We start from the raw sequence: 23478 nt of genomic DNA on the forward strand, positions 1-23478 counted from the left end.
CCCTTGAGGAGACCATAGCATGCGCCGTCGAGACCTGCTCCGATCCACACTGGGCGCCGGTCTCGGCGTCGCCCTGGGCTCGAGTCTTGCGATGCCGCGGCTGGCCCGCGCGCAAGGTTCGCGCGTGCTGCGCTTCGTGCCGCAGGCCGATGCGGCCATCCTCGATCCGATGATCACGACCGGCCTCGTCAACCGCAACCACGGCTTCCTGATCTGGGACACGCTCTACGGCGTGGATGAGAAATTCCAGGTTCAGCCGCAGATGGTCGCCGGCCATACCGTCGAGAACGACGGCAAGCTCTGGACGATGACGTTGCGGGACGGCTTGAAATTCCATGACGGAGAGCCCGTACGCGGGCGGGATGTGGCGGCGAGCCTGAAACGTTGGGCCGCGCGCGATGCCTTCGGCAATTCGCTCTTCAATTTGGTGGACGAACTCTCGGCGCCTGATGACAAGACCGTGCGCTGGCGTCTGAAGTCACCGTTTCCGCTGTTGCCGGAAGCGCTCGGCAAGGTCGGTGCCATCATCGCCTTCATCATGCCGGAACGTCTTGCGCAGACCGATAGCGTCACGCCGGTCAAGGAGCTGATCGGTTCCGGTCCGTTCAAATTCCAGGCCGATCAGCACGTGCCCGGCGCGCGCCTGGTGTATACGCGTTTCGATGGCTACGTGCCGCGCCCCGAGGGGACGCCGAGCCTGCTCGCCGGTCCGAAGATCGCGCATTTCGACCGGGTCGAGTGGCAGGTCATCCCGGACCCCGCGACGGCCGCGGCTGCGCTTCAGCAGGGCGAGATCGACTGGTGGGATCAGCCCATCGTCGACCTGTTGCCGAAGCTGAAGGGCAACAAGGCGCTGACCGTCGAACTGCTCGACCCCATCGGTAATGTCGGCGTGCTGCGCTTCAACCATACGCAGCCGCCGTTCGACAACCCGGCCATCCGCCGCGCGGTGCTCTCCGCCATCAGCCAGAAGGAATTCATGTCCGCGGTTGCGGGCGACGACACAAGTCTCTGGCGCGACAAGGTCGGCTTCTTCGCGCCCGGCGGCATCATGGCGAACGATGCCGGCATGGACGCGCTGAACGGCCCCCGGGATATCGCCGTCGCGGCCAAAGCCATCAAGGACGCCGGCTACAAAGGCGAGAAAGTGCTGCTGATGGCGCCGGGCGATTTCCCTGTCATCGGGCAGATGAGCGAAGTCGCAGCCGATCTGTTCCGCAAGCTCGGTCTCAATGTCGACTACGCGGCGATGGACTGGGGCTCGATGCTGCGGCGCATGGGCAACCGCGACACACCGGACAAGGGCGGATATAGCGCCTTCTGCACTTATTCTGCGGGCGTCACGCAGCTGAACCCCTCGGCGCATAACTTCATCCGCGGCAGCGGTGACAAGGCGACCTTCGGCTGGGCAAAGAGCGAGAAGCTGGAGCAGCTCCGGGATGCCTGGTTCGCCGCGCCCGATGCCGCCACGCAGACGAAGATTGGCGTCGAGATGCAGAAGCAGTGCTTCATCGATGTTCCCTATGTTCCGCTTGGTGTCTTCTATCAGCCGACGGCTTACAAGAAGAGCCTGACGGGCATGCTCAAGGGCCTGCCGTTGTTCTGGAACGTGCGCGGCGCCTGAAGAGGGATTTTCGATGCTTCCGATCACCGGTTATGCGGACCGCTGGAGCGTGCGCTCCGGCGACGACATCAACTTCATGATTGCGGTCAAGGGCGGCGGCCGCTATTCGGCGCGGATCGCCCGCATCATCTGTGGCGACCCGAATCCCAGGGGACCAGGCTATCGCGAGATTCCGGTCAAGTGGGACCTGGAAGGCCAGCACGATGGCATCGAGCAGACCATCGCCAAGGGCTCATGGGTCGATGTATCGGCGCTGACGCTGCCGGCGGGCCCGATCGCCTTTGCCGCGACTGTCTGGCCGACCTTGCTCTCCGCGGGCCAGCAGGCCGTGCTGAATTGGGCCGGCGCAGGCGGCTCAATGACGCTCGGCGTCGGCAAGGCGGGCGCTTTCGTCCGGCTCGTGACCGGCGGGGGCACCATCGAGGTCGAGACCGGCGTCGGGCTCACCGAGCGGGCGTGGCACGACATCGCGTGCGTGTTCGACCCGGCAACCGGATCGTTGGCGATCGCACAGGCACCGCGCAAGATCAGGCTCGATCGCGACGAGCGCGCGACGAAATCGCTGAGCGCGCCAAAGGCCGCGTTGGCCGGCACGGGGGCGGCGGCGATTGCAGCGGAGCGCGCAGGCCGGGGCGTAGTCCACCATTTCAACGGCAAGATCGAGCGGCCGCGCATCACCGATGGCAGCACCGGCCTTGACGGCACCATCGCCGTGCAGGCTTCTGGAACGCCGGCTCCGTCCATCGCTGAATGGGATTTTTCCATCGGCATTCCAACCGACTCCGCGACCGATATCGGCGCTGCCAAGGCGCACGGCACCTGCATCAATTTGCCGACGCGCGCGATGACGGGGTCGCGCTGGACCGGCGGCGTGACGCATCGCTGGACAGAAGAACCCAAGCTCTGGGGGGCGATCCATTTCCACGACGACGATATCGGCGATTCCGGCTGGCAGCCGTCGCTGACCTTCACCGTGCCGGAGGACTGGAAGAGCGGCGTCTACGCACTGCATCTCGAAAAGGATGGCACGCGCGACAACATCGTCTTCTATGTCCGCGCCCGGATACCGGGATCGCAGGCCAAGGTGGCTTTTCTCGCGCCGACCTTCAGTTACACGGTCTACAGCCAGTATCAGAAGAAGGGCAGGCAAGCCCTGATCACGGAGCGCTCGGTGGCCTGGGGCGCGCTGGCGCAGGCGCCGGACGGTCATCCCGAGTACGGCGTCTCGCCCTACAACTTCCACTCTGACGGCAGCGGCGTGGTGATGTCGACGATGCGCCGGCCGCTGATCGACAAGCGTGTGAACCAGATCCATCTGGTCGATCCCAGCGACTACGGTTCCGGCCTCTACTGGATCTCCGCCGACAGCGCCATCACCGATCTGCTGACCCGCAAGGGTATCGACTTCGAAGTCATCACCGATCACGACGTCCATGCCGAAGGCGTCGATCTGCTCTCGAAATATTCTGTGGTTCTGACCGGGCAGCATCCGGAATATCACACCCATGAGACGCTCGACGCGCTCGGCGCCTATCTCGGCAATGGCGGCCGCTTCATGTATCTCGGCGGCAACGGCTTCTACTGGAAAGTGGTGCCGCATGCGACAGGCACCTGGGCTTTCGAGCTGCGCCGCGCCGAGGGCGGCATCCGGCTCTGGGAAACGCTGCCCGGCGAGAGCTATCACGCGTTCGACGGGTCCTATGGCGGCCTCTGGCGTCGGCTCGGCCGTCCGCCGCAGGCGCTGGTCGGCGTCGGCTTCAGCACGCAAGGGGAGTATATGGGTTTCCCCTACACCTTTCTCGACGGCATTCTCGATTCCCGCGTCGCCTTCATGCGCGAGGGGATCGAGGATCTGGCGAAGCCCGGTGCCAAGCTTGGCGAGCGCGGCTTCATGGGCGGCGGCGCGGCGGGTCACGAGCTGGATCGGGCGGACACGCGCCTTGGCACCCCGCATCATGCGATCATCGTCGGCCGCGCAGTCCTCACTGATCCGACCTATCAGCCCGTCAACGAAGAGCGCTACGACCATACCTGGCCGGCATCGCGCGAGGACATCATCCGCTCCGACCTGACCTTTTTCGAGACGCCGAATGGCGGTGCGGTGTTCTCCGTCGGCTCGATGAATTTCATCGGCGCGTTGCCGGTCGACGGCTACAACAACGTGGCAGCCCTGCTGGTGACCAACATCGTCAGGCGCTTCGCCGATTCGACGCCATTCCCGGTGCCGAAGGCCCCCGCACAAGGGGGATGACCTCACGCGACGATGTTGCTCTTGGGCCGGTGCGAGAATACTCTTGGACCTCTGCTCGAACAAACGACAACAAGATCAAGACCCAAGGTGACTGATGGCCCGCATCAACTACAGCGACCCGATCAAGGCGTCCGACCGCACCCGCGAAATTCTCGACAAGAACCGCAACGCCAACATCTTCCGCATGATGGCGCACTCGCCGAGCTACTTTGAGCAATACTGCCGGCTCGGCGGAGCCATCCGCCACAAGGGCGAGCTCGATCCCATCGTGCGCGAGCTCGCGATCACCCGCACCGGCATTTTGTGCGAGGCGCCGTATGAGATCGTCGCGCACAAGCGCATCGGCAAGAATGTCGGCGTCACCGACGAGCAGAACGAAGCGCTGGAGAACTGGCAGGCCGCGACCTGCTTCAACGAGGTGCAGCGCGCCGCACTCGCCTTCACCGACGAGATCGTGAAGCTGAAGAAGCCGACGGATGCGACATTCAAGACGATCGCATCGAAGCTGACACCGGCCGCGCTGGTCGAGCTCCAGCTTTCGGTCGGCTTCTACATCATGACCTCGAAATTTCTGGAGACTTTTGAAATCGATCTCCAGCCTGTCACGGAAGTGGTGGGCTGATCCAAAAACTGTGGCGAGGTCTGCCGATGACGATCGATGAATACGCGGTCTGGGCCGCGAGCATTGCGAAAGTCGATGAGCATCCGTCCAACGAGCGGCTGTCCTATCTCGGGCTCGGCCTCGCCGGCGAATCCGGCGAGGTCGCCGACCACATCAAGAAGCTGCTGCGCGATGACTGGCTCGACAAGGCGGGCCTCGTCGATGAGCTCGGCGACGTCATCTACTACTGGGCTTGCCTGTGCGCCGCGACCGGCCAGCAGCCGTCCGAATTGCTCAAGGCGAGCGCTGCCAAGATCAAGCGGCGACTGAGCGAAGCCGCGAGCCGCTGACCCGGATCAGCGCGCTCACGTCGACGTCAGAATGTCGACCTYGGCATTGGCGACGATCAGGCGGTCGGCGAGCAGCTGCGCCAGATTGCGCATGATGCGCTCGGAAGCGCGCGGGTGCTGCTTGCGGAAGCGCTCGAAATCCTTCAGCGGCACCTCGAATGCGGTCGCTGCCATGTCCGCGTAAACATCGGCCGAACGCGTCGGCTCCAGCAGCGCCATCTCGCCGAAGGCCATGCCGGCGGTCAGCGTCGCCAGCCGCACGCCGTCGGGCAGGGTGACATGCACGGCGCCGCTGCGCAGGAAGAACAGGGAATCGGCGGGGTCGCCTGTCGTGATGATCTTTGCCCCGGATGGAAAGGTCCGGATCGTGCAGATCGAGGTGAGGTCGGTCAGCTCTTCCTCGCTCATGCCTGATAGCAGCGGCTGTTCGGCAAGCTCGGTGGTTTCGTGGAAATCGATCGAGCCGCCGTAACGGTAGACGATCTGGTCTTCCGCCCATTCGATCGCGGTGTCGAGCAGATAGAAGTCGCGGACGTTCTTCAGCTCCGCCGTCCATTCCCGCAGGCTGTCCCATTCCTTCGACGCACGCCTGACCCCTGACAGGACGACGGTCACGTTCAGCGCTGCCAGCTCCTCGAACGCCTCGGCGACGAGCCGCGCCCCGGCGCGCGTGGTGGAGGTGACGCGGTGGAGATCGAAGATCACGATTTGCGGCCGGGCCTGTCCGGCCAGCCTGCGCGAGACATAGTCCACTGCCGACAGCGACAGCGTGCCGACCAGCTCGATGACCCGCACCTCCTGCTCGCGCCCGGCCAGAATCTCGCGCTCCTGCGGCCGGCGCACGCGCCGCGACGGGCTCTTGCCGATGTCGTAATCGGCGATGACGGCGTTGCGCGCGTCGTCGCTGCGGTTGAGCATGTGCAGGTCGTAATGCGAGGACAGCGCCTCGCAGACCTTGATGCCGCGCACGCTGTTGCCATGCTTGTCGAGCCTCGGCGAATAGCTGCCGAGCCCGAGCCGGGCGGGAAGGGCCGCGAGGATGCCGCCGCCGACGCCGCTCTTGGCGGGGATGCCGATCCGGTAGATCCACTCGCCGGCGTAGTCGTACATCCCCGACGACGTCATCACCGACAGCGTGCGCGAGATCGCGTAGGGCGTCAGCACCTGCTCGCCCGTCACGGGATTGACGCCGCGGTTGGCGAGCGTCGCCGCCATCACCGCGATGTCGCGCGCCGTGACCAGCACCGCGCATTGCCGGAAATAGACGTCGAGCACGCCGGCGACATTGTCCGAGATCACCGCGTTGGTCTTGAGGAGATAGCCGATGGCGCGGTTGCGGTCGCCGGTCTGGCTCTCCGAGCTGTAAACGGCCTCGTCCACGGCGAGATCGCGCCCCGCAAAACGGCTGAGCGCAAGCCGGATCTGCTCGAACGCGTCCGGGCCCTTGCTGTCATAGATCAGCCCGGTGCAGGCGATGGCACCGGCATTGACCATCGGGTTGAACGGATGGTTGTCGGAATTGAGCCGGATCGAGTTGAAGGGATCGCCCGAAGGCTCGACGCCGATCGCGCCCTCGACGCGGCCGGCGCCCAGGAGGTCCAGCGCCAGCGCGAACACGAACGGCTTTGACATCGACTGGATGGTGAAGGGCACCCGGCTGTAGCCGACCTCGTAGACATGGCCGTCCAGGGTCGCGAGGCTGATGCCAAAATGGGCAGGGTCGGCCTTGCTCAGCTCGGGGATGTAGTCGGCGACGGCGCCGGAGGTCTCGGCCGAGAATTCGTTGAGACAATTGCCCAGAAACCGCAGCAAGGGCGGCTTCGAGCGGGTCCAGGCGGAGGCGAGAGGCGAAAGCGTTGTCATCGCCTGTCTTTGTGCAACGCAATCAGGGCACGCGCAACCCGTCCGGCACCACGGCCTGCCGCCGGACCAGCAGCAGGGCGATCAAAACCGTGGGCACGAGGATCGCGAGGCCCAGCAGCGTGACCTGCATTTGCGACAGCGGCATGATCCCGCCGCCCGGGGTGGCCACGACAAAGCCGCCGATCACCAGCAGCACCCGCAAAGGCCACTCCATCAGGCCCGCGCCGCGAAGGTCGCCGACAAAAGCCTGGTAGCCCTGGATGCCGCCGCAAATGAAGACGATGCCGAAGCAGGCAAGTCCGGTCAGCCCGAATGCCTCCAGATACGGGTTGCTGCCCTGAAGCAGCAGCGCCGGATTGAGCACGAAGAAAAACGGGATGAAATAGATGATGCTGCCGACCCACATGCTCTCCCAGCCCGTCTTCATCGCGGGCGCGCCGGCGATGCCGGCCGCCGCGAAGGAGGCGATCGCCACCGGCGGCGTGATCGAGGACAGCATGCCCCAGTAGAAGATGAACATGTGCACGGCCATCTTGTTCAGCCCGAGCTTCTCCAGCGCCGGCGCCACCAGAATGGCCAGGAAGATGTAGCAGGAGGTCGTGGTCAGCCCGAGCCCGAGGATCAGGCTGGTGATGGCGCACATGATCAGCAGCAGGAAGGCATCGCCCCCGGCGATGCTGAGCAGGTCGTTGGCGAGGCTCGAGATCACGCCGGTGAGCGAGAAGGCGCCGATCAAGAGGCCACAGCCGGCGAGGATCGCGATCAGCTCGACGAAGGTCTTGCCGTTGAGTTCGAGGAAATGCAGCCAGCGCGCGCCGCCCCAGTTCTTGCCGGGGAAGAATTCGTTCAGCGCGGCCAGCAGGCACATGCCCCACAGCGCGGCATTGAGCACGCCGAACCAGAACATCGCAGCCGTTGCCGCGATAGAACCGGCGAGCACCAGCGTATTGCCGTGCTTCCAGCGCGCCGGCCCGGACCATTGATGCAGGATCACGAGCAGCACGGAGGCATAGAACGGCGCGTGGCTCTCGCGCTTGAAGTAGAGCAGCATCACCACGAGCACGACGATCACGAACAGATAGTACCAGCCCTCTTTGAAAGCGTCCCAGAAGCGCGGCAGCTCGGCGCGCGGCAGGCCCTTCAACTTGTGGCGGGCGGCATAGGCGTCGACCTGTGCGAACAGGCCGACATAATAGAGGATCGAGGGGATGGTGGCGGCGAGCGCGACGTCGGCATAGCCGGTGTTCATGAACTGCGCCATGACGAAGGCAGTGGCACCCAAAACTGGCGGTGCCAGCACAGCGCCCGTCGAGGCGCAGGCCTCGATCGCGCCGGAATAGGACGGCGTGAAGCCGGTCTTCTTCATGGCGGGGATCGTCATCGTGCCGGCGGTTAGCACGTTGGAGACGATGCTGCCGCCGACGGTGCCGAGCAGGCCGGAGGCGAACACGCAGACCTTTGCCGCGCCCCCACGAAAAGTGCCGCACATCGCGAAGGCGATGTTGATGAAGAATTTTCCCGCGCCCGTCATCATCAGCGCGGTGCCGAAGACGAGGAAGCCGATCACGGTGTCGGCGAAGGCCTGGATCGGAATCCCAAGCAGGCTCTCGCCGGAGAGCATGTGATAGGACGTGGTCTGCGCCAGCGTCGATTGCGTGCCGCGGAACGGACCGAGCCAGGAGGAATCCGCAAATAGCGGATAGAGCGTGAAGGGCAGCACGCTGAGCAGCAGGCTCCAGCCGCCGGTGCGCCGCAGCGCCTCCATCAGCACGAACCACATCACGAGTCCGGCGGCGATGACGCTGCCAGGCGCGCCATCGAACTCCCAGCCGAATTGCGCGGCCTTGCGGATGTTGAGCATCAGCCAGATCGCCGAACCGAAGGTCGCCGCGAACAGCAGCAGATCATACCAGGGGATGCGGTCGAGCGGTGCCTTCTCCGATCCCGGAAAGATCAGGAAGGTGAATGGGAGCATCAACGCGATCAGCAGGTAGAAATATTCGGTGTTGAGCTGGGTGTAGTCGATGAAGAACCGCAGCGAGAATTGCTGGTTCACACACAACAGAATGGTGGCCGCGGTGGCCGTCATCAGCACCCAGCGCCCCGCGCCCTTCAGCGTACGGACACGCGTGACCTCGGCTTCCTGCAGGTCGGCAGCGGCGCCGAGATGCGGATCTGCGAACTCAACCTTCGTCGCCGGCGCTGCCGCAGTCTCTGACATCGGCGCTCTCCTCAAACAGTTCTGCGGCAGGCAGCTTGACGGTCAGTCAAACCCGTTCGGCATGTCGGCCTTGGCCAGCGCCGTGGCGCGCGCCTTCATCCAGCCCTCGAGGAAGGCCTTTTCGTCCGACGGTGGATTGGACTTGCCGTAATCCGCCCATGCCGCGCCAAGCACTTCCTGACGCTTGAACAGCTTGTTGTTGTGGGCGTCCTGCGCGTCAGACCATTGCCCGGCTTCTTTCAAGGCCTTCACTGCGCCGGGATGCACCGGCACCACCCAGTTCTTGGTCTGCCGGTCCGCAGCGAGCCCGCCGGCGCCGGGCGCGGAGTCCTTGTACGCGTCGTAGCTCACGATCATCGCCTTGGTCATCGCATAGATCTGGTCGGCCGGTTGCGAGGCATAGGCGACGAAGATCGGGTAGGGGTAGTTGCCGAGCTCGATCGGCTTGTCCGGCGTGATGCCGGCGCCGCAGGTTGCCGTCTGCGGGAAGAAGAACGAGCCGACCTTCTGCATCCGCGCCCAGCCTTCCTTGTCCTTGGCGGGCAATGGCGGCCAGACCAGGCCGCGCGGCGAGGTCTCGGCTTCCTTGGCGGGGCCGGTGATGGTGGTGCCGAAGGCGGCGTCGGTGTCGTTGTTGATCAGGCCTTTCCACATCGCGCCGTAGCTCGCGAACTCGACGACCTTGACGTCCTTCTGCGTCAGGCCTGCGAAGGCGAGCACCGCGAGCGAGTTCTGGTTCAGCGCGGGCGAGCCGACCACGAAGCCGACGCGCTTGCCTTTCAGGTCTTTCAGATCTTTCACGCCGCTATCGGCTGCGACCCCAAGCGAACCGCAATTGCAATCGACGCTCGAGAGCATGATCTGGAGCGGCTGCGGGCCCCATTCCTTCGAGCCGAACTCGAACACRCCTTCCTGCGCGAAATAGGTACCTGATCCCATCGCCGATGACGCCGCGCGCTTGGCGCGCAGTGGTGCAAGCCGCGCGACGTCGTTGCCTGCGGGCAGCACGCGCACATCGGTGCCGTATTTGTCCTTCATCATCTTGCCGACGCCAACCGCGATGTTGAATCCGGCGGTTCCGGTGTCATAGGCGGTGAATGTCAATGTCGGCGGCAGCTTGATGTCTTCGGCGATTGCATAGCGTGTAGACGCAAAAGAAATGCCCGCAACCAAGGCAGGCGCGAGCATGGTCAGCCCACGAAGCATGTTTCCCTCCAATGATCCTCGCGTTTGCCGCGAAGAGTTTCATTCTTTGTTTGAAACAGATTTTTGTTTGAAGCAGATCATGTCATCGCGATCAGGCGATGGCAACGCCGTACCRCGAACGCGGCGATGAGGCAGACAGATTGTCGCGGAATCCACGGATAATGCAGTCAGTTCGCGACGATCGCGATCGCCTGTCCTTCGGCGACGACATCGTCGAGCTTGACGAGCAGCGATGTGATCGTGCCGCTCGCAGGCGAGGGCACAGGTATCTCCATCTTCATGGCCTCGACGACTACAACGTCATCGCCATCAGCAACGGTTCCTCCAACTTGCACGGGAGTTGCGCAGATGCGACCCGCGACCTCCGTGACGATCTTAATTTCTGGCATGCCATCGCCTTTTTGTTGTCGTTGCAAAATGCCTGAGGTAGCGTCGTCTGCAAGTGGAATTTAATTCCGCAGAGCGGAACGAACGGTAGGGAACATGGGACGACGATCGGAGCGGTTAAGCAGGCAAGGTGCGCTCGCTGGCGATGCCGGCGAGGGTGATGTCATCCAGGTGGTGTCGCGCGCGTTCGACGTGTTGCGATGCTTCGAGGGCCATGAGGCCCGACTCGGCAATCTCGAGATTTCAAATCGCTGCGGCCTGCCGCGCTCGACGGTGTCGCGGCTCACGCACACGCTGACGCGGATGGGGCAACTCGTCTACCTGCCGCGCGACCAGAAATATCGCATCGGTCCGAGCGCAGTGGCGATGAGCGCCTCGATGATGAAGGGCGCGCAGCTGCGCAGCATGATCCGGCAGCGGCTGCAGGAAGTCGCCGAGCAATTGCCTGGCACTGTCGGCTTCGTCGTCCCCGATCGCTTCCATCTGGTCTATCTCCAGTTCGCGCGCTCGGCGACTGCGCTCGGCCTGCATGAGGGCACCGGCAGCCGCATCTCGATGGCCTCGACGGCCGCGGGCGCGGCCTACACCGCGGCGCTGGCGCCTGAAGTCGGCGATGCCTTCATTACAGACATGGAACGGGAAGCGCCCGAAGCTGCAAAGATCCTGCGGCCCCGCATCGAGGCCAACAGGCAGTCGTTGCTCGAGCGCGGTTATGTCACGGCCTGCGGCCTGTGGAGCCCGCACATCAACGGCCTCGCGGTGCCGATCTGGTCGCCGCAATACCAGACCTTCGTCGTCATCACGATCGGGCTGCTGTCGTCGATGTATGACGAGCAGCGTCTGCATGCTGAAGTCGCGCCGTTGATGGTCGCGCTCGGCCGCTCGCTCGGAAGCCTGATGGAGGGCGCGGAAGGCGACGTCTTCAACAACCGTATCTCGCGTAAACCGGTCGCAATGGCCGTGCACAACAATAACAAGCCGATCAATTCGGAGGGAGTGAATGAACTGGAAGCCGGAACTCGACGAGCTCGCCCGGCGCGAAGCCTTCGCGCGGGAGATGGGCGGCGTTGACAAGGTCAAGCGTCAGCATGACCAGGGCCGACTGACTGTTCGGGAGCGTATCGACAAGCTGATCGACAAGGGCAGCTTTCACGAAATCGGTGCCGTCTCCGGAATCGGTGAGTACGATTCCAGCGGCGAGCTGCAGAAATTGACGCCGGCGAACTGCGTGTTCGGCCGCGCGCGTGTCGAGGGCCGCACCGTGGTGGTCGTCGGCGACGATTTTACCGTGCGCGGCGGCTCGGCCGATGCGTCGATCTCGGCAAAGCCGTTGATGGCGGAGGAGATGGCGCATGATTTCCACCTGCCCATCGTCCGCATCATCGAGGGGTCCGGCGGCGGCGGCTCGGTCAAGACCATCGAGACCAAGGGCGCGGCCAATCTGCCGGGCGGCATTGGCGGCACGCGCTGGTATCGCTTCACGACGGAGAATTTGTCGCGCGTGCCGGTCGTCGCGCTCGGCCTCGGCTCGGTCGCTGGCCTTGGCGCGGCACGCCTTGCCGCCAGCCACTATTCCATCATGACCCGGAAGTCCGCGATGTTCGTCGCGGGGCCACCGGTGGTGAAGGCGCTGGGGCAGGACCTCACCAAGGAGGAGCTCGGCGGCGCCGACATCCAGACTCGCGCCGGCGCGGTCGATCACGCCGTCGATACGGAAGAAGAGGCGTTCGCCTGCGCGCGACGTTTCCTCTCTTATCTGCCGTCATCGGTCTATGAGCTGCCGCCGACCTTGCCCTGCACCGACAATCCGGAGCGCACCGAAGAAGCGCTGATGAATGCGGTGCCGCGCAACCGCAAGCAGGTCTACAAGATGCGGCCGATCGTCGAGCAGGTCGTCGACAAGGGCTCGTTCTTCGAGGTCGCCAAGAATTTCGGTAAGCCAATCATTGTCGGTCTCGCCCGGCTCGAGGGCAGGGCGGTGATGGTGCTTGCGAGCGACAGCTTTCACTACGGCGGCTCGTGGACCGCGGATGCGTGCCAGAAGGTGGTGCGCTGGGTCGACTTCGCCGAAACCTTTCACCTGCCGATCGTCTATCTCATGGACTGCCCGGGCTTCATGATCGGCCTCGATGCCGAGAAGGCGGCCACCATCCGCCACGGCGTCCGCGCCATGGCCGCGGTCAACCAGACCACCGTGCCCTGGTGCACCGTGATCCTGCGCAATGCCTTCGGTGTCGCCGGCGTGGTGCATCAGCCGGCCGACCGCTTCTCGATCCGCTACGCCTGGCCGTCAGCCTATTGGGGCTCGCTGCCGCTCGAAGGCGGCATCGAAGCCGCCTACCGCGCCGACATCGATGCGGCCGAGGACAAGGCGGGCAAGCTCAACGAGATCCAGGAACGGCTGAACAAGCTACGCTCGCCGTTTCGCTCCGCCGAAAAATTCTGGGTCGAGGAGATCATCGATCCCCGGAAGACGCGGTCGCTGCTATGCGAGTTCGCAAGGCTGGCCGAGCCGTTGCGGAAGGCGGGGCCGCCGGAGAACATGACGATCAGGCCGTAGGTTGCGGTCATTGCGAGCAACCGGGCGCGCGAAGCGAAGTCCCGATGACGGGCTCCGCGAAGCAATCCAGACTTTACCCGCGGAGGCCGTCTGGATTGCTTCGTCGCTTCGCTCCTCGTGGAGCGGCGCGGTGAAAGTCGTGATGGATGGAACCATTTCCGGCGCGGTGCATTCAAACGCGCATGAGGAACCTGTATTTCGGCATCGGGGCTCTCGCCGCCGCGCTGGTTCTCTTTACGGTTTGGCTGGGCCAGCATGAACGGGAGGCATCAATCGATCGCCTCGAGCAATGGGTGATTCCACGCCCGCCACCTGAGCGCTAAAGGAATCGCGGGCGTCACTGACGGCCCTATCGAAATACCCGCAAACACATTCGTTGTAAGCCGCCACGGAAACGGCCACGCCTTCGGCCGGACAGATCGACATTTTAGACCTGCCGGGGATGTCACTGCCGCCGGTCTTCAGCGGCAGCGACATGAGGATTGACGATTAGCGCTTGGGCAGCGAGGCCATCACTTCGCCCGCGTCGCCATCCTCCAGACAGGGTGTGACGGTCAATGGGAGCAGGTCAGCCCACTGCGCGAGCCAGCGATACATCGCCTTTGGATCGCTCGATTCAGAGATCGCAAATCCCTGTCCGTTCATGCCATGCCACCGGCCCAGCATCTTGACGCCTTCGGGTGGCGCTCCGCCGGTTTCCAGAAAACGGCTGACGGCTGCATTGAAGGTGCCTTGAGGTACACTCCAGGTTGTAATGAATTTCATGCGATTCTCCCATAATCTGAATTATTGGATGAATGCTGCGGCTGCGCCGCCCGCGCACAATAGCGCTGGCATGTCGAATAACAACGGCGAATGAAGCCGTGGGTTAGTGCGGTGGAGGCGCCGTAGCGGACTTGGTCGTGTGTCACCGGCGTCCGCCGGAGAACATGACGATACGGCCGTAGCGGCGCGAACGGGGAACTCATTGGGGCTGCCGACCTATCCCGTCTCTGATAAGATCATCTCGGGAATGAGACCGGGAGGGCTCGCTCATGTCGGCTGTCGATGCGAAGATCGTCCGCACCATGTGTCCGATGAACTGCCACCCGACGTTTTGCGGAATGCAGGTTGAGGTCGAGAGCGGTCGGCTCAAGACGCTGAGCGGAGACAAGGATAATCCGGACAGTGCCGGGTTTCTTTGCGTTCGCGGGCGCGCGACCAGCGAGATCTTCGGCAATCCGAAGCGACTGCTCTACCCCCAGATTCGCGACGATCGCCGCACCGACATCTGGCGCCGCGTAAGCTGGGACGAGGCGCTGGATTTCATGGCGAAGCGGATGCGGTCGGCTGGGCCCGAGGCGGTGGGTCTATGGGCGGGGCATGGCGGCTTCACCGTGGGGAGTGCCGTGACGGTGCAGTTGATGCAGCGTTTCGCGCATATGTATGGATGCCAGAACTGGCATCCTGCAATGGTCTGTTGGGGGCTTGGCGGTTTTGGAGTGGGTCTGACGGGCGCGCTCAAGGTCAATACCAAGGAGGATATGGCTGAGAACTCGAACATGATCGTGCTTTGGGGCGCGAACATTTCGAGTCAGCCCAATACCGCCCGTCATATCGTCGCGGCTCGGCGTCGCGGGGCAAAAGTCATCACGATCGATGTAAGGAGAACGGAAGCGGCGGCTCAATCGGATGAAGTTTTCCTGATCCGCCCTGGATCGGACGCTGCGTTCGCTTTGGCCGTCATGCACGTCATCGTCACTGAAAAGCTCTATGACTCTGAGTTTATCGAAGCGCATACCGTCGGCTTCGCGGAATTGTCGTCTCACGTTCTGCCCTTCGCGCCGGCCTGGGCAGCAGCCGAGACCGGTCTTGAGGAAGGCCAGATTGCGTCGTTCGCCAGAGCGTACGCGTCCACGCGACCAGCCATGATCCTTCTCGGCGGCAGCTCCATGCACAAGAGTGCCAACGGCTGGCACGCGGCGCGTGCGATCAGCTGTCTGCCGGCGTTGACCGGCAATTTTGGGGTTGCAGGCGGCGGTCTCGGCCCACGTCATGGCGCCCACAGTGCGACCATGTGCAATCTGAATACGGGTGTGGCACGCGCGCCGGGCAATTATGTTGCCAATCAAATGCCCGACATCGCAAAGGCCTTGTCCGACGGGCAGCTCAAGGTTTTGCTCCTGCTGGGGACCAACATGCTGTCGTCCTTCGCGGACGCCGGTGAAATCTCCCATGGTCTCAACAAGACGGGTCTGGTCGTTTGCGTCGATCTGTTCATGAATGAAACGGCGCGGCGTTTCGCCGATGTGTTGTTGCCTGGAACCGCCTGGCTCGAGGAACTGGGATTTAAGGTGACGAACACGCACCTCTATCTGATGGAGCGTGCACTGGAGCGGGAGGGAGAGACGCGCCCGATCTATGAAATCCTGAGTTCTTTGGCAGACTCCCTCGGGCTTGCTGACTTCTTTCCGTGGGCGTCGATCGAAGAGGTGATCGATGTCATCTTGAATGACACGACAACCGGCCATGCGACTGTTGCGTCGCTGCGCGCTGCCGGTGGCTTTTTGCCTCTTAACGTGCCCGCGGTCGCCTATGCGGATCGGAAATTCGATTCACCGTCCGGGAAGATCGAATTCTGCTCGCCGCAGGCGGCAAGGCTCGGGCTTCCGCCACTTCCGGTGCACGGCGGCGACCAGGCTTCGCCCTATCCGTTGTCGCTGAGCTTCGGAAGGACGCTGACACATTTTCATTCGTTCTATGACGAGGGCCAGGCTCTCCCGGCATTGGCAAAGCACAATGTCGCCCCGCAACTCTGGATATCGCCGGTGGATGCAGAGGCGCRTCAACTCAGCAACGGGGATGCGATCAGGATTTACAATCAGCGGGGCGAGTTCGCGGCAAAGGCCTGCGTCACCGACGACGTCAAGCCCGGGGTGGTCTGGATGCGCGATGGCTGGGTTGGCCTCAATCATCTCACGTCCGGCGACGCGGTTCTGACCGGAGACGCTCTCAGTCTTTTTCACTTCTCCGTTGGCCAGTCCGACTACGGCGCCCGCGTGGAGGTCGCGCGAAGGCAGGCGTCGTTGTAGACGAGGCTATCCGGCATCCGTCACAGCCGCAGCACCTTGCCTGGATTCATGATGTTCTGCGGATCGAGCGCGCGCTTGATGGTGCGCATGACGTCGAGCTCGGTCTTCGAGCGGTAGTGACTGAGCTCGTCGAGCTTGTCGATGCCGTGCTCCGCCGAGATCGAGCCGCCCATGGAAGTGATGAGATCGTTCACGGCCCGCGTGATGGCGGACGAATATTGGGTCAGCGTCTGCTGATCCATGCCTTTGGGGCCCATGAACGAGAAATGCAGATTGCCGTCGCCGATGTGTCCCAAAGGATAGGGGCGAATGGTCGGAAGAATGTCGAGCACGGCCTTGAGCCCCTGGTCGATGAAGCCGGGAATCCTGGAGATGGCCACCGACACGTCGTAGCTCAGTCCCGGCCCCTCGGCGCGGGAGGCCTCGGCGACGCTTTCCCGGATGCGCCACATGTTGCGCGATTGACCGACCGTCTGCGCCAATGCCGCGTCGAGCACGCGGCCGGCCTCGAGCTGATCAGCGAGAAACTGCTCCAGCTTCTCGGTYATGCCCTCGGTCCCGTCCTGTCGGGCCCGCGAGGACGACCATTCGAGCAGGAGGTACCATGGCGTGTCGGCCTTGAGAGGATCCTGGGTGCCGGGAATATGGCGCAGCACCATGTCGATGGCGCTGCGGCTCATCAGCTCGCAGGAGCCGACATTGTCCCCTGATGCCGCATGGGCTTCGGACAGGATCTCCAGCGCCGCGCGCGGATCGCGGATCGCCAGCCACGCCGTGCAGACGTCCTTCGGCGCCGGCCACAGCTTGAGGACGGCCTTCGTGATGATGCCCAGCGTTCCCTCGGCGCCCATGAAAAGGTGCTTGAGGTCGTAGCYCGTRTTGTCCTTCTTGAGCGCACGCAGTCCGTCCCAGACGTCCCCGTTGGCCAGCACGACTTCGAGCCCCAAGACGAGATTGCGGGCATTGCCATAGCGGAGCACCTGCACGCCGCCGGCGTTGGTCGACAGGTTGCCGCCGATCATGCATGAGCCCTGGGCGCCAAGGCTGAGCGGCAGGAACCTGTCGTGACGGCTTGCGGTCTCCTGAAGCGTCTGGAGAACGCAGCCGGCCTCGACCGTCATCGCGTAGCCGACGGCATCGACGTCCAGCACGCGGTTCATGCGGCCGAGCGACAACACGATGCCGGTGTGCGCTGGCCAGGGCGTGGCCCCGCCCATCAGACCGGTGTTGCCACCCTGCGGCACGATCGCGACGCCGTGCTCATGGCAAAGCCGGACGACCTTCGAGACTTCCTCGGTGCTGCCAGGACGAACGACGGCGCCCGCGCCGCCGACCAGTAGTCCGCGCCAGTCCGTCACGTACGGCTGCTTGCCGTGCTCGTCCTCGATCAGGCCCTTCTCGCCGACGATCGCGCGCAGCGCATCGCGCATCCGGGCGGTCAAAGGAGCGGTCGGGATGGTGGGTAGGGAGGACGGGAAGGCAGCCGGCATTTTGTTTCCCCTGGCGCATCTTGGTGTGCACTGCGCACGTAACGTGCGGGGGTATTCTCCACGTTTGCGGCGGGGGAGTCTAATGGCAATATGTCTCGAAGCGGGGGACCGTGGACGAACGCACCGAGCAGGTACCCGTCACCGACGGAGCTTGGTCTCGGCCGAGCGGAATCCTAGTGGATGATCTGGTTCAGGAAACCCTTCGCCCGTTCCGTGCGCGGAGCCCGGAAGAATGTCTCCGGATCCGCTTCCTCCACGATGCTTCCGCGATCCATGAAGACGACCCGATCGGCGACCTCGCGGGCGAATCCCATCTCGTGCGTCACGCAGACCATCGTCATTCCGTCTCGCGCCAGCTCGACCATGGTGTCCAGCACTTCCTTGACCATCTCGGGGTCGAGAGCAGATGTCGGTTCGTCGAACAGCATGATCTTGGGCTGCATGCACAGCGCCCGCGCGATGGCGACGCGTTGCTGCTGGCCACCCGACAATTGCGCGGGATACTTGTCCGCCTGATCCTGGATGCGGACCTTCCGCAGCAAGCCGAGTGCGCGATCGCGCGCTTCCGCCTGCGAGATGCCGCGAACCTTCATCGGAGCCAGCATGCAGTTCTCGGCGACCGTGAGGTGCGGAAAGAGGTTGAAGCTCTGAAAGACCATCCCGACCTCGCAGCGCACGCTGTTGATGTCGGCCATGCGATTGCTCAATTCGACACCGTCGACGACGATCCTGCCGCCGTCGTGTTTCTCGATATGGTTGATGCACCGGATGAGCGTCGACTTGCCGGAGCCCGAGGGGCCGCACAGCACGATCTTCTCGCCCTTGCCGACCCTGAGATTGACGTCGTTCAGCGCATTGAATGCGCCGAATCGCTTCATCACATTCTCGACGAGGACGATTGCACTGGGCTGCGTGGCATTGCTGACAGTCGCTTGAGGCATGTTTGTCTCCCGAATACAAGGCCGTTTGGTATCCCGATGATCATCGTGCCGTGGCAAGGCCGTATCGCTTGCGAAGGGTGGCGACGCACTGGGAGGCCGCCGAGCTGATGGCGAGGTAGGCCACCGCGACGACGAGGTACATCTCGACGAGACGTCCATTGAGCTGTGCGAGCTTGGAAGCCGCGCCCAGAAGATCCGTCAACGACAGCACGTAAACGAGAGACGTGTCCTGAAACAGGATGATCGTCTGGCTCAGGATGATCGGACTCGCCACGCGAAGGACTTGCGGCAGAACGACATGGCGGTAGGTGTCGTAGGTCGACAGCGCGAGCGCCTGGCAGGCCTCGAACTGCCCCTTGTTCACGGCCCGCAGTCCGACGCGGATGATCTCGGAGTAGTAGGCGGCTTCAAACAAGCCAAAGGTGATGAACGCCGTGTAGGTCGCCCCGATCGGGATCGGGCGGCCGTTGCCGCTCAGGTGCCCGAGCACGATCGGCACCAGGAAGAAGAACCAGAAGAGAACCAGGATCAGCGGGATCGACCGGATGATCGCGACGTAGCCGCGGACGATCTGGGCGAACACCGGGACCTCGAAGTGCTGTACCAGCGCGAGACAGGTTCCGAGCACCATGCCGATGGCGAATGCGGCCGCCGTGAGCGAAAGCGAGAACAGCAGGCCCGACCAGAGATAAGGCCACGACTGCGCGACGATCGAGAAATCGAGGGTATTCATTTCACGGTCTCCATGGCGCCAGGCAGAGCGCTGCCTTGCTGCATGTCGGCGGCGAGATCCTGTTCAGCAGTAAGCTTCACCGGGGTGCTACCCGGAATCCTGACGGCCTTGTCGATGAGCGTCATGATCTGATACGCAACCAGCGCCAGGCAAAGATAGATGATCGTCGCCGCGCCGAATGCCGAGAATGTCTGGAACGTTGCCTCGCTGATCTGGCGCGCCTGTGCGGTCAGCTCCATCAAGCCGATCGTGAGTGCGACGGAGGTGTTCTTGTATATTCCCATCACCTCGCTGGTGAGGCTCGGCACGATCAGGCGCAGAGCCTGCGGCACGACGATGTACCGATAGGTGAGGTAGCCACTGAGGCCGAGAGCGTTGGCGGCCTCGATCTGCCCCTTCGGAAGCGCTTCGATGCCGGCCCGGACCTGCTCGGCTATCCGCGACGCCGTGTAGAGTCCGAGGCAAAGGAGAGCCGGGAAGAACGATGCCCAAGGCGGCGGCATCTGCTTGATGGCATTTCCGAGCGCGGTCGGCACCACCTCCGGGAAAACGAAGTACCAGAGGAACATCTGCACCAGGACAGGGATGTTTCGGAATATCTCGACGTAGAGCCGGGCCGGAATCGAGACGAAACGATTCTGGACAGTGCGGCCCACGCCGACGAACACGCCGATACCGAAGGCGATCCACCAGCCGAAGAAGGCCAGAGCCAGGGTCCAACCGAGACCCGACAGAAGCCAGTCGATATAGCGCTGGCCGTCTGCCGCCTGTTCAAAAAGCACTCCGAACATCGCGAGCCTCCGGGTTGCAGGTGCKGACGAGGATGACTTTCCGGGACGATCAGCTCCGTCAATCAGTCGACGGCATCGCTGGGATGTGCGATCCGCTCCATCAACTCGTCGGTGAGCGGGAATGCGAGGTTCTCACCCTTGGGCGGGATCGGCCTGGTGAACCATTTCGCGTAGGTATTCTCGAATTGGCCGGATGCCATCTGCTTGGAGAGAACGTCGTCGACGAGCCTCTTGAAGCCGGCATCGCCCTTGGTGAACATCAGCCCATAGTAGATCTTCGCGTAACCCTCGGAAAGGAAGAGGAGCGCGTCCGGATTCGGCGCCGCAGCCTTGAGCCCGGCGAGAAGGATATCGTCCTCCATGAAGGCGACGGCGCGGCCGGTGTTTAGCATGAGGAAGGACTCCGCATGGTCCTTGGCCTGGACGATGTTGAGGCCGAGCTGCGCCTTGGCGTTGACGCTCTGCGCGAAACCGACCGCGTTGGAGCCTTGCGTGGCGACAACCGTCTTGCCTTTCAGGTCGCCGGCGGTCTTCACGCCACTGGCGGCCTTGACGAGCCAGCGCGGCTGGCTGACGAACGTTGCGACCGAGAACGAGACCTGTTCCTGCCGCTTCTTGTCGTTGGCGGTGCCGCCGCATTCGATGTCGACAGTCCCGCTTTGGATCAGGGGAATCCGGTTCGAGGAGTTTACCGGCGTGTAGTTGACCTTCAGACTGGGCAACTTCAGCTCCTCCTTGATGCGATCGACGATCGCCGCGCAGAGGTCGAGCGAGAAGCCGATCGGCTTCTGGTCCGGCCCGAGGTACGAGAACGGTATCGAAGCCTCACGGTAGCCGATCGTGATCGATCCGCTGGATTTGACCTTGTCGAGCGTCGGGCTGTCGGCTGCCGCGGCCGGGCTTGCGTTGACAGCCAGGAGCGCCGGGAGAAGTCCCAATACCTGAACGAGCTTCTTCATGGTCTTTGCCTTCCGATCGTTTGTCAAACTCAAGCTGCGACGGACGGGCGTCCGAGCCCTCGCCGGCGGATGACGTCGATCAGCCGATCGATGTCGGTGGCGGTGTTGAACATGCCGAGCGAGACGCGAATGCCATCTCGTTCGGGCGACACGCGCACGCCGTTCTCCTCGAAATGGCCGAGCCAGTCTGCCGCGGGCAGGGCGATGACGTAGATGTGCGGAGCGCGATGCTTGCGCTCGCGCGGACCAACGAGGCGGACGCCCAGCTCGTCCAGGCGTGCAATCAGGTGATCGCCGAGATCGAAGCAGTGGTTCTGGATGTTCTGCACCCCGATCTGCTCGATCATGTCGAGCGAAGCACCGAGGGCGTGGACTGCGGGCAGGTTGAAGTTGCCGAGCTCGAAGCGCCTGGCGGCCGGCGAGGGCGCCATCCCGTCGGCACGCGCGATGAGATCGCTCGGGATCTCGGCGAGGCTCGCAGCCGCCAGATAGGTCGGCTCGAGCTCTTTGAGCGTCTGGTCCCAATAGAGCAGCCCGAGCCCTTGCGGAACCAGTAATCCCTTGTGGCTGCCGGAGCCGATGAAGCTTGCGCCGATCGCCTTGGCGTTAACAGGCACGACTCCGATGGCCTGCATCACGTCCACCACGAAGTGGAGTTTGTTCCTGACGCACATCGCGCCGACGCTCTCGATGTCAAAGCGGTGACCGGCGTGAAAAGTCACATGCGACATCGAGATCGCACGCGTCCTTTCGTCAATGAAGGGAGCAAAGCTGTCGGCGTCGACGACTTCCGTCATCGGGATGAAGCGGACCTCGACGCCTTTCCGTTGCAGATTGAGGAACGCGTAGGCGTTGTTCGGATGATCGCCGTGGATCATCAGAACGTTGTCGCCGGCGCGCAGCGGCAGTGCATTTGCCGCAATGTTCATGCTTTCCGACGTGTTTTTCGTGAAGGCAATCTCGTCCGCCGTCACGCCGAGAAAGCGGGCGACCTTGGCACGGGTCTGCTCGACCCGATCGAGCCAGATGCTCTTCGGACCGGCTGTCTCGAAGCCCTCGCGCAGGAAAAGCTCGATCGCGGCCTTCACGGGACGCGCGAGCGGCGTTTGAAACCCGGAATCCAGATAGACCATCCGTTCGACGGCGGGGAATTCCTTCCTCACGGCGTCCACGTCGTAATGACGAGACATGCACATCTCCTGTTGAGCGCGCCGGCAGAACTTGGCTCCCGGCCAAGCGGCGGAGCGCGATTTTCGGAACGGCGAGACCGCACTGCACAATTTCTGGTCAATCGCCGGTGACGCCAAGAATATGAGCTTTCAGGATTTCGACAATCTATTATGTCGAATTTCAATAGGTTTTATTCCGAAAAATGATAATACTCGGCGTTGATCTTGATTTCACTTCCAGTTTTGGCCGGGTGGGACATGACGAAGCGAATTGGGAAGGAAGGACCGTTGGATCGGGCTTTCGCGATCGTTCGGCATGTTGCCGACCAACGCAAAGCCGTCTCGGCCGCGGAGATCGCAAAGGCTCTTTCGCTGCCGCTTCCAACGGCACACAGGTTGATCGGAAATCTCGAAGACCGCGGACTGCTTCAGAAGGCGTTGGGTACCAAGCGGTACGTTGTGGGCAACCAGCTCGTCACACTGTCCACCACCGTCATCGGCGCTGCATTTCGCACCGCGCGGCGGCATGCGGTGCTTCGGGCGGTCGCGGGAGAAATCGGCGAACAGTGTGAGATCGGCGTCGTACGCGACAATTTCGTTGCCTATGTCGACAGCGTTCGCGTTTCGGAGCCGCAAGGTCTTCAGTTCAATCCGGGGGAAGCGGCGCCGTTACACTGCACGTCGACCGGAAAGATCTATATGAGCAGACTGCCCGAGCGGATCCGGGCGAAGCTGTGCCGCGCGCTACCCCTGACCAAATTCACCGAAACGACGATCGTCGATGTCCACGCGCTGATGAAGGTTCTCGAGGAGACGCGACAACGCGGCTGGGCCAAGACAAACGAAGAGTACGTCAAGGGGGTGGTGGGGTGCGCCGTCCCCATTCTGTCACCGGATCGGGAATTGATCGCTTGCCTCGGCGTCTCTGTACCGGTGGCCCGCGTGAGCTTCGCCGAACTGGACCGGTTCATAGCGCCGCTTCAAAAGGCCGCCGCTCTGCTATCCGACACCATTCTGCAAGTTGAAGACGACGATGGCGCAGATGCCCAATGACGGCATGATGCCTTGGCCTCTGTGCCATAGCCGTCCTTAACCAGACCGACGTGCCTGCTGCGCGGTGATGCTGCGCAGCCCACCGGACGCACCCGCCAGCGCCGGCGTTGAGGCCGTATCGACCGCACCTGAGGCCGCTTACCCCTCAATCTCTGCGATCGCGTTTAACCGACGTTAATGATGTCTTCTCGATATGGAACATCCCACT

General features: G+C 63.2%; 19 protein-coding genes. 8 read left to right on the forward strand and 11 right to left on the reverse strand.

Annotated elements, in window-relative coordinates; translation table 11 throughout:
• The first annotated feature begins 19 nt into the window (after nucleotides 1-19).
• From AB4Z51_RS11670 to AB4Z51_RS11685, 4 genes are all read left to right on the forward strand, one after another.
• Nucleotides 20-1624, forward strand: a complete 1605-nt coding sequence (locus tag AB4Z51_RS11670; protein WP_441268277.1) for an ABC transporter substrate-binding protein — start codon at nucleotides 20-22, stop codon at nucleotides 1622-1624.
• A 13-nt stretch (nucleotides 1625-1637) separates the two neighbouring features.
• Nucleotides 1638-3875, forward strand: a complete 2238-nt coding sequence (locus AB4Z51_RS11675) for a N,N-dimethylformamidase beta subunit family domain-containing protein (protein ID WP_441268276.1) — start codon at nucleotides 1638-1640, stop codon at nucleotides 3873-3875.
• Between the two features lie 94 nt (nucleotides 3876-3969).
• On the forward strand, nucleotides 3970-4497 hold the full coding sequence (locus tag AB4Z51_RS11680; RefSeq protein ID WP_441268275.1) for a carboxymuconolactone decarboxylase family protein: 528 nt from the start codon (nucleotides 3970-3972) through the stop codon (nucleotides 4495-4497).
• A gap of 26 nt (nucleotides 4498-4523) precedes the next feature.
• Nucleotides 4524-4826, forward strand: a complete 303-nt coding sequence (locus AB4Z51_RS11685; protein ID WP_014495972.1) for a nucleoside triphosphate pyrophosphohydrolase family protein — start codon at nucleotides 4524-4526, stop codon at nucleotides 4824-4826.
• A 15-nt stretch (nucleotides 4827-4841) separates the two neighbouring features.
• Here AB4Z51_RS11685 and glsA read toward each other — a convergent pair whose 3' ends face one another.
• The 4 genes from glsA to AB4Z51_RS11705 all read right to left on the reverse strand — a co-directional run bounded on the left by glsA (nucleotide 4842) and on the right by AB4Z51_RS11705 (nucleotide 10505).
• Entirely contained in the window at nucleotides 4842-6689 is a 1848-nt protein-coding gene (gene glsA, locus AB4Z51_RS11690; RefSeq protein ID WP_441497431.1) for a glutaminase A, read from the reverse strand.
• A 22-nt stretch (nucleotides 6690-6711) separates the two neighbouring features.
• Complete coding sequence (locus tag AB4Z51_RS11695; RefSeq protein ID WP_441268273.1) at nucleotides 6712-8910, reverse strand: TRAP transporter permease; 2199 nt, start codon at nucleotides 8908-8910, stop codon at nucleotides 6712-6714.
• A gap of 42 nt (nucleotides 8911-8952) precedes the next feature.
• Entirely contained in the window at nucleotides 8953-10116 is a 1164-nt protein-coding gene (locus AB4Z51_RS11700) for a TAXI family TRAP transporter solute-binding subunit (RefSeq protein ID WP_441268272.1), read from the reverse strand.
• Between the two features lie 167 nt (nucleotides 10117-10283).
• Nucleotides 10284-10505, reverse strand: coding sequence for a biotin/lipoyl-containing protein (locus tag AB4Z51_RS11705; RefSeq protein WP_014495968.1), 222 nt, complete (start codon nucleotides 10503-10505; stop codon nucleotides 10284-10286).
• A 94-nt stretch (nucleotides 10506-10599) separates the two neighbouring features.
• Between AB4Z51_RS11705 and AB4Z51_RS11710 the strand changes: the two genes are divergently transcribed.
• Both AB4Z51_RS11710 and AB4Z51_RS11715 read left to right on the forward strand, forming a co-directional pair.
• Nucleotides 10600-11574 (forward strand): IclR family transcriptional regulator, encoded by a 975-nt coding sequence (locus AB4Z51_RS11710; RefSeq protein WP_208086270.1) that lies wholly within the window; start codon nucleotides 10600-10602, stop codon nucleotides 11572-11574.
• Entirely contained in the window at nucleotides 11504-13063 is a 1560-nt protein-coding gene (locus tag AB4Z51_RS11715; RefSeq protein ID WP_441268271.1) for an acyl-CoA carboxylase subunit beta, read from the forward strand. The genes AB4Z51_RS11710 and AB4Z51_RS11715 overlap by 71 nt, the downstream gene beginning before the upstream one ends.
• A gap of 489 nt (nucleotides 13064-13552) precedes the next feature.
• On the opposite strand, the gene AB4Z51_RS11720 is transcribed toward AB4Z51_RS11715, so the two are convergent.
• The gene (locus tag AB4Z51_RS11720; protein ID WP_038941960.1) at nucleotides 13553-13828 is read right to left on the reverse strand and encodes a DUF3303 domain-containing protein; all 276 of its coding nucleotides are present in this window, start codon (nucleotides 13826-13828) and stop codon (nucleotides 13553-13555) included.
• Between the two features lie 269 nt (nucleotides 13829-14097).
• Here AB4Z51_RS11720 and AB4Z51_RS11725 point away from each other — a divergent pair, with 269 nt between their 5' ends.
• Nucleotides 14098-16134: a molybdopterin-containing oxidoreductase family protein gene (locus AB4Z51_RS11725; protein ID WP_441497432.1), complete on the forward strand. Its 2037-nt coding sequence runs from the start codon at nucleotides 14098-14100 to the stop codon at nucleotides 16132-16134.
• 20 nt (nucleotides 16135-16154) lie between these two features.
• Here the strand turns inward: AB4Z51_RS11725 and AB4Z51_RS11730 are convergent, their stop codons facing one another.
• From AB4Z51_RS11730 to AB4Z51_RS11755, 6 genes are all read right to left on the reverse strand, one after another.
• Nucleotides 16155-17624, reverse strand: coding sequence for an FAD-binding oxidoreductase (locus AB4Z51_RS11730; protein WP_441497433.1), 1470 nt, complete (start codon nucleotides 17622-17624; stop codon nucleotides 16155-16157).
• A 173-nt stretch (nucleotides 17625-17797) separates the two neighbouring features.
• Nucleotides 17798-18565 carry an amino acid ABC transporter ATP-binding protein gene (locus AB4Z51_RS11735; protein WP_441268269.1) on the reverse strand — a complete coding sequence of 256 codons (768 nt, stop codon included), beginning with the start codon at nucleotides 18563-18565 and terminating at the stop codon, nucleotides 17798-17800.
• Nucleotides 18566-18605: 40 nt separating this feature from the next.
• Nucleotides 18606-19298, reverse strand: coding sequence for an amino acid ABC transporter permease (locus AB4Z51_RS11740; protein WP_166095254.1), 693 nt, complete (start codon nucleotides 19296-19298; stop codon nucleotides 18606-18608).
• Nucleotides 19295-20089, reverse strand: a complete 795-nt coding sequence (locus tag AB4Z51_RS11745) for an amino acid ABC transporter permease (RefSeq protein WP_441268268.1) — start codon at nucleotides 20087-20089, stop codon at nucleotides 19295-19297. The genes AB4Z51_RS11740 and AB4Z51_RS11745 overlap by 4 nt, the downstream gene beginning before the upstream one ends.
• 62 nt (nucleotides 20090-20151) lie before the next feature.
• Nucleotides 20152-21048, reverse strand: coding sequence for an amino acid ABC transporter substrate-binding protein (locus tag AB4Z51_RS11750; protein ID WP_441497434.1), 897 nt, complete (start codon nucleotides 21046-21048; stop codon nucleotides 20152-20154).
• 29 nt (nucleotides 21049-21077) lie between these two features.
• A complete protein-coding gene (locus tag AB4Z51_RS11755; RefSeq protein WP_441497435.1) occupies nucleotides 21078-22238 on the reverse strand; it encodes an aminotransferase class V-fold PLP-dependent enzyme in 1161 nt (386 codons plus the stop codon).
• Between the two features lie 237 nt (nucleotides 22239-22475).
• Between AB4Z51_RS11755 and AB4Z51_RS11760 the strand changes: the two genes are divergently transcribed.
• Entirely contained in the window at nucleotides 22476-23270 is a 795-nt protein-coding gene (locus AB4Z51_RS11760) for an IclR family transcriptional regulator (RefSeq protein ID WP_441497436.1), read from the forward strand.
• Nucleotides 23271-23478: the final 208 nt, after the last annotated feature.

It is taken from the genome of Bradyrhizobium sp. 2TAF36 (genome assembly GCF_052114925.1).
Taxonomy (GTDB): domain Bacteria; phylum Pseudomonadota; class Alphaproteobacteria; order Rhizobiales; family Xanthobacteraceae; genus Bradyrhizobium; species Bradyrhizobium barranii.

Bases quoted from the DNA above. Each gene is read 5' to 3' on its own strand.
- AB4Z51_RS11670 (WP_441268277.1), top strand. From the start codon at position 20: ATGCGCCGTCGAGACCTGCTCCGATCCACACTGGGCGCCGGTCTCGGC.
- AB4Z51_RS11675 (WP_441268276.1), top strand. From the start codon at position 1,638: ATGCTTCCGATCACCGGTTATGCGGACCGCTGGAGCGTGCGCTCCGGC.
- AB4Z51_RS11680 (WP_441268275.1), top strand. From the start codon at position 3,970: ATGGCCCGCATCAACTACAGCGACCCGATCAAGGCGTCCGACCGCACC.
- AB4Z51_RS11685 (WP_014495972.1), top strand. From the start codon at position 4,524: ATGACGATCGATGAATACGCGGTCTGGGCCGCGAGCATTGCGAAAGTC.
- AB4Z51_RS11695 (WP_441268273.1), bottom strand. From the start codon at position 8,910: ATGTCAGAGACTGCGGCAGCGCCGGCGACGAAGGTTGAGTTCGCAGAT.
- AB4Z51_RS11705 (WP_014495968.1), bottom strand. From the start codon at position 10,505: ATGCCAGAAATTAAGATCGTCACGGAGGTCGCGGGTCGCATCTGCGCA.
- AB4Z51_RS11710 (WP_208086270.1), top strand. From the start codon at position 10,600: ATGGGACGACGATCGGAGCGGTTAAGCAGGCAAGGTGCGCTCGCTGGC.
- AB4Z51_RS11715 (WP_441268271.1), top strand. From the start codon at position 11,504: ATGAACTGGAAGCCGGAACTCGACGAGCTCGCCCGGCGCGAAGCCTTC.
- AB4Z51_RS11720 (WP_038941960.1), bottom strand. From the start codon at position 13,828: ATGAAATTCATTACAACCTGGAGTGTACCTCAAGGCACCTTCAATGCA.
- AB4Z51_RS11735 (WP_441268269.1), bottom strand. From the start codon at position 18,565: ATGCCTCAAGCGACTGTCAGCAATGCCACGCAGCCCAGTGCAATCGTC.
- AB4Z51_RS11740 (WP_166095254.1), bottom strand. From the start codon at position 19,298: ATGAATACCCTCGATTTCTCGATCGTCGCGCAGTCGTGGCCTTATCTC.
- AB4Z51_RS11745 (WP_441268268.1), bottom strand. From the start codon at position 20,089: ATGTTCGGAGTGCTTTTTGAACAGGCGGCAGACGGCCAGCGCTATATC.
- AB4Z51_RS11750 (WP_441497434.1), bottom strand. From the start codon at position 21,048: ATGAAGAAGCTCGTTCAGGTATTGGGACTTCTCCCGGCGCTCCTGGCT.
- AB4Z51_RS11755 (WP_441497435.1), bottom strand. From the start codon at position 22,238: ATGTCTCGTCATTACGACGTGGACGCCGTGAGGAAGGAATTCCCCGCC.
- AB4Z51_RS11760 (WP_441497436.1), top strand. From the start codon at position 22,476: ATGACGAAGCGAATTGGGAAGGAAGGACCGTTGGATCGGGCTTTCGCG.